The organism is Kocuria sp. SM24M-10, assembly GCF_001027955.1.
GTDB classification, from domain to species: Bacteria; Actinomycetota; Actinomycetes; order Actinomycetales; family Micrococcaceae; genus Kocuria; species Kocuria oceani.
The window spans coordinates 15,603-26,726 of sequence record NZ_LDNX01000046.1 but is presented as its reverse complement, the minus strand read 5'-3'; the positions used below and the strand labels follow the sequence as shown (position 1 = coordinate 26,726).

The following is an 11,124-nucleotide window of genomic DNA, read 5'->3' as shown; positions in this document are numbered from 1 at the left end:
TCCCGGGCGGTGCCCGCGAGGAGGGGCCGTGCCACCCGGGCACGGCCCCTCCTCGCGTCTGCGGGACCCGCCCCGGGCGGTGACCGGGGCATGGCCCAGCCACGGACCGGGGCCCGGCTCAGCCGGTGAAGAAGGCCCCGGCGACGGCGCCGAGGGCCGCGACGTCGTCCACGTGGCACAGCTCCCGGGCCGAGTGCATGGACAGCAGGCCGATCCCGACGTCGATCGTGCGGATGCCCAGCCGAGCGGCCGTGAGGGGCCCGATCGTGGACCCGCAGGGCACCCGGTTGTTCGAGACGAACTCCTGGTAGCCGACCCCGGCGCGCCCGCAGGCCTCGGCCCAGATCCCGGCGCCCACGGCGTCCGTGGCGTAGCGCTGGTCGGCGTTGATCTTCAGCAGCGGACCCGCCCCCGGGACGGGCCGGTTCACCGGGTCGTGGTGGCCCTGGTAGTTGGGGTGCACCAGGTGCCCGGCGTCGGCGGACAGGCACACGGACCCGGCCAGCGCCCGGCGGTGCTCGGCCGCGGTGCGCCTCAGCCCGTCGGCGACGCGCACCAGCACGTCCTCCAGGAACGGTCCGGCGGCCCCGGAGCGGGTGCCGGAGCCGATCTCCTCGTGGTCGAAGGCGGCGAGCACCGCGATGTGGCGCCCGGCCTCGACGGCCCCGGCCTCGCGGAGCAGGGCGCTGAGCCCGGCGTGCACGGAGGAGAGGTTGTCCAGCCGCCCGGAGGCGAGCAGGGTCCCGCCGTGCCCGAACACGGCGGGCGGCTGGGCGTCCGCCAGCACCACGTCGTAGCCGAGGACCTGCGCCGGGTCCACGGGCCCGCCCGCGGCGTGCTCGGCCAGCAGCGCCAGGACGTCGGCGTCCTCCGGCCTCCCCACCCCCCAGATCGGCTGCACGTGCTGCTGCCGGTCCAGCTGCAGCCCCTTGTTGGCCTCGCGGTCCAGGTGGATGGCCAGCTGCGGGATCCGCGCCACGGGACCCGTCGCGGTGAGCCGCTCGACCGGTGCGCCGTCGTCGCCGCGCAGCACCAGCCGCCCGGCCAGGCGCAGCTCGCGGTCCAGCCACGAGTTCAGCAGCGGCCCGCCGTAGACCTCCACGCCCGCCTGGTACCAGCCGTGGGCGGTGGTGGTGGGCCGGGGCTTGAGCTTGAAACCCGGCGAGTCGGTGTGCGCGCCGAGGATCCGGAAGCCCGCCGCCGGGGTGACGTCCGCCGGCGTGGCCCACGCGATGAGGGCCCCGTCGCGGAGCACGTAGCGCCGCCCGCGCACGCCGGTCCGGGACCAGTCCACGGTCTCGTCGAGCCGGGTGAAGCCGGCCTCCTCCAGCCGCGCGGCCGCGGCGTGGGCCGCGTGGAAGGAGCTCGGCGAGTCCAGCACGTAGCGGCCGAGGTCCTCGGCGGTGGACAGCGGATCGGCGGTGGGAGCGCGGCGGGGGTCCATGGCGTCAGTCTACGGAAGGCGCTGCGGCACGGTCCCGGGAGCCTGGCCGGCCCAGTGGCCGGGGCAGGCGGGAGGACCGGGGCACACCCAGGCGCCGGCCCCGGGCCCGCCCCACGCCGGCGCGCCGGGGCCGAGCACGGCCGGGCGCGGCGGGCGCACGGTGCGGGTGACCTCCACCTCGTGCTTGCGCGCGGCGCGGACCACGAGCCACGCGAAGAGCACCTGCATGGCCGCCGAGAGCGCGAGGGCCAGCCCCGTGGACTCCTGGGCGTCCGGATCCGCCAGGCCGAAGGCCCCGAAGAGCGTCGCCACCACGTTGTTGACCACGTGCAGCGCGATCGCGGCCTCGAGCCCGCCCGTGCGCCAGGTCAGCCACCCGGCGACGACCGCCATGACGGCCACGGCCAGCAGGCCCCAGACGTCGTACAGGTGCCCGAAGGTGAACAGCGGCACCGGCAGGAGGATGGCGAACACGGGCCGGCGCAGCCAGCGGCCGACGGCCTGGAGCAGGTAGCCGCGGAAGACGAGCTCCTCGGCCGCGCACTGCAGCGGCACCACGAGCACGATCATCGCGATCAGCCACCAGAAGCCCTCGACCGGCCGGGGCGGGGGCGGCGCCCCGAGCGTCGCCAGCTCCAGCAGGAGCGCGGCCGCGTGGCCGAGCGCGTAGATCCCCAACGCCACGAGCAGGCAGCGGGCCAGGAAGCCCCAGCGCAGCCGCCCGGTGACCGACAGCAGCAGCCCGATGGGGCGGGGGCCCATGATCGCCCGGGCCGCCAGCAGCGCGGGGATCATGAGCACCAGGGAGAAGAAGAGCATGAAGAAGATCGCCGGGTCCATGATGTCCAGGGCCGTGGCGTCGAGGACGAGGTCGTCCATGGCCTCCTCCCCGCGCACCGCCATCAGGCCGACGGCCCACACGATGCCGAGGACGACCGTCAGCACCAGGTAGAAGGCGCCGAAGAGCAGCAGCTCCACGAGGGGCTTCCACCACCGGTGCTCGGGGTCGGCGTGGGCCAGGCGGTGGTACGGCAGGACTCGGGGGGCGGGCTCCGGGCGGTGGTCGTCGAGAGGGCCCGGGCTCCACGGGGCGGCGCGCATGGTCATGTCCCTACGCTATCGGCCCCGGCGCCCCGCGGACACGCGGCAGTTCCGGGGGCGGACCCGTCCGTGGCTCAGCGCGCGTAGCGGTCCACGAACGCCGCGAGCAGCTTCGCCGGCTCGGTCACGGGCGGGCCCCGGCGGATCCGGTCCTTGACCTCCTCGGCCTCGCCGACCGGGAAGTAGCCGTGCTCCTTGTACGCCTCGATCCGGTTCAGCAGGGCGGGGGCGTCGAGCTCGGGGTGGAACTGGGTGGCGTAGAGGTTCTGCCTGACCCGGAACATCTGGACGGGGCAGCCCGTGCCGGTGGCCAGCAGGACGGCGGTGGGCGCGAGCGTGCGCGTGCCCTCCTTGTGCCCCACGAATCCGTGGAAGGTGCCCGGGAAGTCCCGGAGCAGCGGGTCCCGCCGCCCCTCCTCGGTGAGGGTCACCTCGATGACGCCGATCTCCTCGCCCCGGGTGCGGTCCACGATCCCGCCCTGGTGGGTGCCGAGGGTGCCGACGCCGTAGCAGGCGCCCAGGAAGGGGAAGTCCCGGGCGACGACCTCGTCGAGCAGGTCCCGCATTTCCGACTCGGCGCGCCGCTGCGTCTCCGACTTCAGCTCGGGAGGGTCGGAGGAGTTGAACGGGGAGCCGCCGATGATGACCCCGGAGTAGCGCTCGAGGTCGATCGGCGGCATGGGCCCGGCCTCCAGGCGGACCCGGTGGAGCAGACCCTCCTGCAGGCCGCTGAAGCGGCAGACCGTCTCGTACTCCTCGTCCGCGACGTCGTCCTCGGCGCGGGTGGCGAGCAGCAGGAAGGGCTTCATGACCCCATCGTAGCCAGCGCCGGGGTGCTCCCCCGCCCGCTCAGGGGACGAGGCGCTCCCGGTGGGCGTAGGCGTTGAACGACGTCCCCCGGCTGAAGCCGAGCAGCGTGATGCCCACCTCGTCCGCGAGGTCGACCGCGAGGGCGGAGGGCGCCGACACCGCCGCGAGCGCGGGGACACCGGCCATGGAGGCCTTCTGCACGAGCTCGAAGGACGCGCGCCCGGAGACCTGCAGGACGGTGCCGCGCAGGGGCAGCAGGCCCTCCCGCAGCGCCCAGCCCACGACCTTGTCCACGGCGTTGTGCCGCCCGACGTCCTCGCGCACGCACAGCAGCTCCGGCTCGGCCGGACCGTCGCCGGCCCCGGCGGAGTGCGCGGGCCAGCGGAAGAGGCCGGCCGCGTGGACGCCGCCGGTCGTGGCGAACAGCTTCTGCCCGGTGCGCAGCCGGTCCGGCAGGGCGAGCAGCCCGGGCACGGGGAGCCGGACCGGGTCCGCCGCGGGGTCGAAGGAGGAGACCTTGGTGACGGCCTCGATGGACGCCGTGCCGCAGACCCCGCACGACGACGACGTGTAGACGTGCCGCTGCATGGAGGTGTCCGGCAGGGCGACCCCCGGGGCGAGCCGGACGTCGACCACGTTGTAGGTGCGCTGCCCGTCGGGACCGATGCCGCTGCGGTAGTCCATCTGCACGAGCTCGGACGGCGCCCGGACGACGCCCTCGGAGACGAGGAAGCCGGCCACGAGGTCGAAGTCGTGCCCCGGGGTGCGCATGGTGACGGTGAAGGGGCTGCCGTGGAGCCGGATCTCCAGGGGCTCCTCCCCGGCCAGGGTGTCCGCGCGGCCGCCCCCGTCGCCCTCGGCCGTGTACCGGTGCACCCGGCGTCGCTGGGATGCTCGGGTCATGGGGGTCCTCCGCTCCGGGCCCTCCGGGTGGGAGCCCTCCCCCGGCATCCTAGGCCCGGGGCCGGACCGGCCGGAACGCCTTCATTACCCAGTAGTAACGTCGGGTGAAGTGGGGACAACCGAACTCTGTTCGAATACATAGACTTTTGTCTAGAGTTGACGCGTCAAGGCGATCCGGCGGTAGGGCTACCGGCGGTTCGCCCGGCGATCCACCGCGGTCCCGCGGACCCGCGCCCTCGGGCGCGGTCGTTGCACCGGGACGCCGGCTCCCCTGATCCCGGGGCCGGTGTCCCCCGCTCCACCGGGCCCCGCACCGGATGCCGCGCGCCGCGCACCGATCCCGCGCACCTCTCCTCCCACCCCTCTCGCACGAAGGCGGAACCATGTCCTCTGCAGCACAGCACCTCCCGTCCGAGTCCCCCGCGCGGGGCGCCAGGAACCGCCACACCGGCAAGGCCGTCCTGGCCGGCGTCGTGGCCGTCGGTCTCCTCGCCGCCGGCGGCGGCACCTTCTCCAAGTGGTCCGAGGAGAAGGCCATCGCCTCCGACGACATCATCACCGCCGGCGAACTCTCCATGTCGACCCCGACGGTCTTCTGGACCGATGGGACCGGCCGGACGATCGAGCCCGACACCTACCGGATCGTTCCGGGCGACACCATCGAGCTGCATGCTTCGACGACTGTGACTGCGAAGGGGGACACCCTCGAAGGCGCTCTGGAGCTGCAGTTCCCGGCAGAGCTGCAGAAGGAGATCGATGAGCTCGCCGAGGCCGGTTACGTGTCCTATGACGTCACGTTCAGCAGCGGGGCGAAGACCACTCAGGATTCGTACCCCATCACCAAGAACGACAACGGGCACGTCGTGGAGGCCATCGCGACGTTCACCTGGGATGCGGACAAGACCACCGACAGCTTCGGCGAGAACGCCGACACGTCGCTGACCGGCACCAAGCTCGTCCTGACGCAGCAGTGACCGCAGGGGCCGGTCGGCCCCAGGGTCCCCGGTACGGCGCCGCCGCACCGGGGACCCCACCCTCACAGACTCCGTCTCACCCCCAGAGGCTCCCGTGACACATCCCGTCCGCCCCCGCCCCCGCCCCTCGGCCGCCGGCCGCGCCTTCGCGGCCACCGCGGCCTCCCTGCTCGCCCTGACGCTGCTCGGCAACAGCATGGGCACGGCGGCACGGTGGTCCGACGCCGTCCCGCTCGAGACGCAGGCCGTCAGCACCGGCAACCTCGGCCTGGTGCTCGAGCCGGCGCGGACGGCCCTCGAGCACACCGACTTCGACCCGGTGACCGGCGCCGTGCAGCGCGGGACCACCGACCTCACCGGGTCCCCGGACGCCGTTCCGGCGCTGGCGCCCGGCGACACGGTCGTCGTCACGACCCGCGCGCACCTCGACCTCGCGGGCACGAACCTCACCGCGACCCTCACGGTCGACCCCGGAGGGCCGGCCGGCGGCGCGGTCGCCCCACGCGTGGAGCTGGCGCCGGCCCCCGGCACGGCGCCCCTGTCCCCCGGTCCCGGCCCATCCGCCTGGACCGTGACCGCGGCCCAGGACGGCGCCGTCTACGACATCACCGTCTCCTACGACGTCCCCGCCGATCCGTCGGCACAGGGCACGGCCCTCGCGCCGGGCCCGCTGACGGTCGCCCTCGTCCAGAACTGACCCCCGGGAGCATCCCATGAGCAAGTACCGCCCCCCCGCGGCCTATGCGCTCGCCGTCCTCCTCCTGCTGGTCGTCGTCGTGCTCACGACGCCGAACGGCGCCACCCGTGCGCGCTGGTCCGCCACCGGGCAGGCCGAGGTGCCCGCCCTCACCATGGGCGTGGTCGGGTTCGACGTCGCCGGGACCGGGAGCTCGGCGACCCTGACCAACGCCTCCGGGTTCGGGGTCCGGTACCGGCCGGTGCAGATCTCTGTCCTCGACGGCGGGGCACCCGTGGCCCCGCCGGCCGGCCTGCGCCTCGCCTACCGCACCGGCACGGACTGCGGCGCCCCGGAGTCCCCGGCGACCTGGGCCGCCGTCGCGCCGGGCGGGTCCGCCGCGGTGGCCGTCCCGGGGAGCACCCGGGCACCCCTCGAGCGGGACCGGCCCGCGGAGCTGTGCCTGACGGTGTCCACGGACGACGTCGCCGAGGACGCGCTGCGCCTCCTGGCCGGGCGGCCCCTGCAGGTGGTCACCCAGGTGGAGGCGACCACCCTCGACGGGGGCTCCTGGTCGGCGACCCGCTCGTGGACCATGCCGTTCACGGTGGATCTCCCGCCCGTGACCGCGCCCATGCCCCCGGTGCCGGCGGATGCGGCGCAGTGCCGGGCGGCCGACAACACGGCGTCCCTGCGGTGGACCTGGAGCGGCGCGTCCGGCGCTCCGGCCGTCACGGAGTGGCAGGTCCTGGTGCGCCCCAGAGGCAGCACCGGAGCACCCACGCTGGTCAAGCGAGTGCCGGGCGCCGCCACGCGGGACATCCCGCTGACGGCCACGGACCTTCGGCGGATCGCGGGGTACGAGAAGAACCAGGAGTACGAGGCCCTCGTCCGGGCCGTGCTCGGACCCGGGACCGGTCATCACGTGGACAGCGCCTACGCCTGGACGATCAAGATCGCCGGCGCCAGCGACAACATCAACTGTGAAGGACTCCCGTCATGACCGCCATGGTCCGCAAGGCCCTCCACCCGCTGCTCGTCGTGCTCCTGGCCGCGGTGTCCGCGCTGCTGCTGGCCGTCGTCGTCGTGCCCCTGGCCCTGGGCTGGGTGCCCCTGACGGTGCTCTCCGGCTCGATGGAGCCGACCGTCCCGACCGGCAGCCAGGTCGTCGTCGAGCCCCTCGAGGGCGAGGGCGGCGCCGCGCGGTTGAGCACCGGGGACGTCGTGACGTTCATGCCCCGCCCCGACGACGACACCCTCGTCACCCACCGGATCGTGGCCGTCGCGGTGGACGGTGAGGGCCGGCGCAGCTTCACGACGCAGGGCGACGCCAACGCCGCCCCGGACGCGGAGCCGGTCACCGCCACCCAGCTGCGCGGCGTGGTGAAGTACCACGTGCCCTGGGCCGGTCACGCCGCCACGTTGCTGGACGCGGAGCAGAAGCGCGGCGGGGTCGTGCTGGTCGCCGCGGCCCTGTTCGGCTACGCCCTGTGGCAGCTCGTCGGCGCGGCCCGGGACCGGGGCGGGCGCCCGGCCGGGGCCGCGGCACCGGCGCCGCCGCAGGACGCACGGACGGAGCAGCTGTCCGTGGTGACCGCCGGGTCCGTCGCCGGCTGAGCGCCGCGGCGGCCGGACGGCCGTTGCCGGTCGGCGCCGGGCGGGCCATGATGGGCACCATGACCGAGACGCCGCTCACCGCCCTGCCCGAGAACTGGGACCGCGCCCTCGTGGTGGTCGCCCACCCGGACGACATGGAGTTCGGCGCCGCGGCCGCCGTGGCCCGGTGGACCGGCCAGGGCAAGGACGTGGTCTACTGCCTCGTGACCAGCGGGGAGGCCGGGATCGACGGGATGGCCCCGCCGGAGGCGGGCCCGCTGCGTGAGGACGAGCAGCGGGAGTCCTGCCGGGTGGTGGGCGTGGACGAGGTCGAGTTCCTGCGCCTCCCGGACGGGGTCCTGGAGTACGGGGTGGCGCTGCGCCGCCGGATCGCCGAGGTGGTCCGCCGGCACCGGCCGGACGTCGTGGTCACCAACAACTTCCGCGACACCTGGGACGGCGCCACGAACCTCAACCAGGCCGACCACATCGCGGTGGGCCGCGCCACCCTGGACGCCGCCCGCGATGCCGGCAACCGGTGGATCTTCCCGGAGCAGGTCGAGTCCGGGCTGGCGCCGTGGCCGGGGGTCGTGGCCGTGTGGGCCGCAGGCTCCCCGCAGGCACGGCACGCCGTGGACGTCACGGACGACTTCGACACCGGTGTGGCGTCCCTGCGCGCCCACCAGGCGTACCTGGACGGCCTGGGCTGGGCCGACTTCGACCCGGACGCGTTCCTGCGCGGCAACGCGCAGGCCGTGGGCGAACGGGCCGGGGTGCCTCTCGCGAGCGCCTTCGAGGTGTTCCCCCTGCAGTGGGGCGGCGCGGACGACTGACGGCTCCCCCGGCCCGGTGCCGGGTCAGGCCCGCTCCGGGTCCCGGAGGGCCACCAGCACGAGCAGGACGGCGACGACGACGAGCGCCGCCACGAACGCGACCGCCCCGGACCAGCCGCCGGCGGTGTAGAAGACGCCGCCGGCCGTGCCGAGCACGGACGAGCCCCCGTAGTAGAAGAGCGTGTAGAGGGACGACGCCTGGGCCTTGCCCGTGCGCGAGCGCACCGGCACCCAGCCCGAGGCCACCGCGTGGGCCGCGAAGAAGCCCGCGGTGAACAGCAGCAGCCCCGCCACGATCACGGGGATCGAGGGGACGAGGGTGGCCAGCAGCCCGGCCAGCATGACCACTCCGCTGCTCACGAGCACCGACCTCCGGCCGTGGGCGGCCGCGAGCCGCCCGGCCGTCCCCGAGGACCAGGTGCCGGAGAGGTAGGCCAGGAACAGGAGGCTCACCACGGTCTGGGAGACGCCGAACGGCTCCTCGCCCAGGTGGAAGCCCAGGTAGTTGTAGATGGCCACGAACCCGCCCATGAGCAGGAAGCCCTGCAGGTACAGCACCAGCAGGCCCCGGTCCGCGAGGTTGGCGCCCAGCCGGCGCAGCAGCCCGGACGGCCCGGTCAGCCGGACGGTCTGGCGGACGAAGCCGCGCTGGCGCGGGGCGATCAGGACGAACACCACGGCGGCGAGCGCGGCCAGCACGCTGACGGTGACCGTGCCGGTCCGCCAGCCGAACGCGTCGCCCACGGGGGCGGCGATGATGCGCCCGGCCAGCCCGCCCAGGCTCGTGCCCGCCACGTAGGTGCCGGCGGCGACGGCCGCGTGCCGGCGGTCGAGCTCCTCGGCGAGGTAGGCCATGGCCACGGCGGGGATGCCGCCGAGGGCCACGCCCTCCACGAAGCGCAGCGCCACCACGGACTCGAAGGTCGGGGCGAAGGGCATCACGAGCCCGAAGGCCGTGGCGGCCACGACCGCCATCACCATGGTCCGCAGCCGACCCCAGCGGTCGGACACCACGGACCAGGGCAGGACGCCCACGGCCAGTCCGAAGGTCGCGGCCGAGACGCCCAGGGACGCGCGGGCGGCGTCGATCCGCAGGTCGGCCGCCATGAGCGGCAGGACGCCCTGCACGGAGTAGAGCTGGGCGAACGTGGCGACGCCGGCGCACAGCAGGGCGAGCAGGACCCGGCGATAACCCCGGCTGCCGCGGTCGTAGCCGGTCCAGGTCCCCGGCGGGACGTGCTCAGCCACGACCGGCGCCGGCCGCCGGGACCCCGGCCCGGAGCCCGGTGACCACCCAGAGGGCCAGGAGCAGCAGCAGCGCGAGGTAGGGCAGGGTGGCCACCACGTCGATCACCGGACCGGAGGCGCCGAGCGGGCGCAGCCAGGCGTCCCAGCGGATCGGGCCCACGTACAGGCCCACCAGGGCGACTCCGCCCAGCGCCGGGACCAGCCGGCGCGGGCCGTCCCGGAGGAACGCGGGCCAGGCCTCCACCCACAGCGCGGTCAGCACGAGTCCCCACCACAGGTGGTGGTGGGACCAGGTGACCGGTGACAGGTAGAGCATGACGAGGGCGTTCACGGCCACCACGGAGAGGACCATCCCGCGCGCGGCGAGGACCCGGATCAGCAGGGCGGCGCCGACCAGCAGCACGAGGAGCAGCCCCCAGCGCAGCAGGGGCTCGAGGCCGCCGGGAACGCCGAGGTGGAGCAGCACGCCCTGCAGCGAGGTGTTGTCCACGTAGGCCGGGTTGCCCACCCGCTCGTCGCTGACCACGGCCTGGGTCCAGAACACGACCGCGTCCCGCGGCAGCACGAGGAACCCGGCGAGCACGGTCGCGGCGAAGGTGAGGCCCATCGTGAGGATCGACCGCAGCTGCCCGCGCATCAGGAACACCAGCCCGAAGGCCAGCGGAGTCAGCTTGATCCCGGCGGCCAGCCCGATCCAGAACCCGCGCGGCACCCGGCCGAGCGGGCTGTCGTCGCAGGTGCGCAGGAGGTCGTAGAGCACGAGGGCCAGGATCAGGGCGTTGATCTGTCCCAGGCCGACGTTGCGCATCCACGGCCCGGACCACAGCAGCACGGCGGTGCCCGCCGCCACCGCCGTGACCGGATCCAGGCGGGTCAGCAGCGGCCGGCCGCGGTCCGCCGCGTAGCGCAGGAGCATCCACGAGAGCCCGGCCGCGAAGCCGATCGTGAACAGCGCCAGGGCGAGCTCGGTGAGCCACTCGGGCAGGTAGGCCAGCGGCACGAACAGCAGGGCGGCGAACGGCGGATAGGTGAAGGGCAGGCCCCCGTCGCCGTCCGGGCTCAGGCCCGGCCCGTAGAGCTCGTCGTCGAACCCGTGGCGGTCCACCACGGCCATGCCGCCGAACCGGTAGACGTCCAGGTCGATGCTGCCGTCGAAGACCAGCCAGACGGACCGCACCAGGGCCCCCGCCAGCAGCAGCCAGACCAGCCCGGTGAGCGGCGCGGAGCGCCGGGGGCGGGAGGCCACGGCGGCGGAGCCGGAGGGAACGGTCACCGGGGCCTCGGCTCGGGGGTCGGGAGGCCGGCCCGGGAGCGAGAGCACTCGCGGGCCACCGCGGCCACGATCCCGTGGTGGTCGGGACCGGTCGCGGTCGTGCTGGCGCGCATGGCGGGACTCCTCGTGCGGCGGGCGGGGCGGTCCCTACTCTAAGCCCGCCGCAGGAGGGGCCCGCGCCGTCCGGCGCGGGGGTCCGTCGGCCCGTGCGCGGGGCCGCGAGGGTGGCGGCTCCGCCGGCGCCGCCGGGCGGTTCGAGCGTCCCG

11 protein-coding genes are annotated in these 11,124 nt (G+C 75.0%); 5 read left to right on the top strand and 6 right to left on the bottom strand.

What is annotated here, in order from left to right; all coding sequences use genetic code 11:
- Nucleotides 1–118: 118 nt before the first annotated feature.
- The 4 genes from ABL57_RS05370 to fdhD form a co-directional block, all read right to left on the bottom strand.
- Nucleotides 119–1,444, bottom strand: coding sequence for a M18 family aminopeptidase (locus ABL57_RS05370; RefSeq protein ID WP_047802416.1), 1,326 nt, complete (start codon nucleotides 1,442–1,444; stop codon nucleotides 119–121).
- 9 nt (nucleotides 1,445–1,453) lie between these two features.
- The gene (locus tag ABL57_RS05365) at nucleotides 1,454–2,551 is read right to left on the bottom strand and encodes a CPBP family intramembrane glutamic endopeptidase (RefSeq protein WP_152683290.1); all 1,098 of its coding nucleotides are present in this window, start codon (nucleotides 2,549–2,551) and stop codon (nucleotides 1,454–1,456) included.
- 68 nt (nucleotides 2,552–2,619) lie between these two features.
- A complete protein-coding gene (locus ABL57_RS05360; RefSeq protein WP_047802415.1) occupies nucleotides 2,620–3,354 on the bottom strand; it encodes a glutamine amidotransferase in 735 nt (244 codons plus the stop codon).
- Between the two features lie 40 nt (nucleotides 3,355–3,394).
- Nucleotides 3,395–4,258 carry a formate dehydrogenase accessory sulfurtransferase FdhD gene (fdhD, locus tag ABL57_RS05355; protein ID WP_047802414.1) on the bottom strand — a complete coding sequence of 288 codons (864 nt, stop codon included), beginning with the start codon at nucleotides 4,256–4,258 and terminating at the stop codon, nucleotides 3,395–3,397.
- A gap of 383 nt (nucleotides 4,259–4,641) precedes the next feature.
- On the opposite strand from fdhD, the gene ABL57_RS20610 reads away from it, so the two are divergent.
- The 5 genes from ABL57_RS20610 to ABL57_RS05330 all read left to right on the top strand — a co-directional run bounded on the left by ABL57_RS20610 (nucleotide 4,642) and on the right by ABL57_RS05330 (nucleotide 8,337).
- Nucleotides 4,642–5,232, top strand: a complete 591-nt coding sequence (locus ABL57_RS20610; protein WP_053004763.1) for an alternate-type signal peptide domain-containing protein — start codon at nucleotides 4,642–4,644, stop codon at nucleotides 5,230–5,232.
- A 94-nt stretch (nucleotides 5,233–5,326) separates the two neighbouring features.
- Complete coding sequence (locus ABL57_RS05345) at nucleotides 5,327–5,929, top strand: hypothetical protein (RefSeq protein ID WP_047802413.1); 603 nt, start codon at nucleotides 5,327–5,329, stop codon at nucleotides 5,927–5,929.
- Between the two features lie 16 nt (nucleotides 5,930–5,945).
- The gene (locus ABL57_RS05340) at nucleotides 5,946–6,911 is read left to right on the top strand and encodes a hypothetical protein (RefSeq protein WP_047802412.1); all 966 of its coding nucleotides are present in this window, start codon (nucleotides 5,946–5,948) and stop codon (nucleotides 6,909–6,911) included.
- Complete coding sequence (locus tag ABL57_RS05335; RefSeq protein WP_053004762.1) at nucleotides 6,908–7,525, top strand: signal peptidase I; 618 nt, start codon at nucleotides 6,908–6,910, stop codon at nucleotides 7,523–7,525. The genes ABL57_RS05340 and ABL57_RS05335 overlap by 4 nt, the downstream gene beginning before the upstream one ends.
- Before the next feature lie 59 nt (nucleotides 7,526–7,584).
- Nucleotides 7,585–8,337 carry a PIG-L deacetylase family protein gene (locus ABL57_RS05330; protein ID WP_047802438.1) on the top strand — a complete coding sequence of 251 codons (753 nt, stop codon included), beginning with the start codon at nucleotides 7,585–7,587 and terminating at the stop codon, nucleotides 8,335–8,337.
- 24 nt (nucleotides 8,338–8,361) lie between these two features.
- On the opposite strand, the gene ABL57_RS05325 is transcribed toward ABL57_RS05330, so the two are convergent.
- A complete protein-coding gene (locus tag ABL57_RS05325; protein ID WP_047802411.1) occupies nucleotides 8,362–9,585 on the bottom strand; it encodes an MFS transporter in 1,224 nt (407 codons plus the stop codon).
- Entirely contained in the window at nucleotides 9,578–10,858 is a 1,281-nt protein-coding gene (locus tag ABL57_RS05320) for a glycosyltransferase 87 family protein (RefSeq protein WP_053004761.1), read from the bottom strand. The genes ABL57_RS05325 and ABL57_RS05320 overlap by 8 nt, the downstream gene beginning before the upstream one ends.
- Between the last annotated feature and the right edge of the window lie 266 nt (nucleotides 10,859–11,124).

Bases quoted from the DNA above. Each gene is read 5' to 3' on its own strand.
- ABL57_RS05370 (WP_047802416.1), bottom strand. From the start codon at position 1,444: ATGGACCCCCGCCGCGCTCCCACCGCCGATCCGCTGTCCACCGCCGAG.
- ABL57_RS05365 (WP_152683290.1), bottom strand. From the start codon at position 2,551: ATGACCATGCGCGCCGCCCCGTGGAGCCCGGGCCCTCTCGACGACCAC.
- ABL57_RS05360 (WP_047802415.1), bottom strand. From the start codon at position 3,354: ATGAAGCCCTTCCTGCTGCTCGCCACCCGCGCCGAGGACGACGTCGCG.
- fdhD (WP_047802414.1), bottom strand. From the start codon at position 4,258: ATGACCCGAGCATCCCAGCGACGCCGGGTGCACCGGTACACGGCCGAG.
- ABL57_RS20610 (WP_053004763.1), top strand. From the start codon at position 4,642: ATGTCCTCTGCAGCACAGCACCTCCCGTCCGAGTCCCCCGCGCGGGGC.
- ABL57_RS05340 (WP_047802412.1), top strand. From the start codon at position 5,946: ATGAGCAAGTACCGCCCCCCCGCGGCCTATGCGCTCGCCGTCCTCCTC.
- ABL57_RS05335 (WP_053004762.1), top strand. From the start codon at position 6,908: ATGACCGCCATGGTCCGCAAGGCCCTCCACCCGCTGCTCGTCGTGCTC.
- ABL57_RS05330 (WP_047802438.1), top strand. From the start codon at position 7,585: ATGACCGAGACGCCGCTCACCGCCCTGCCCGAGAACTGGGACCGCGCC.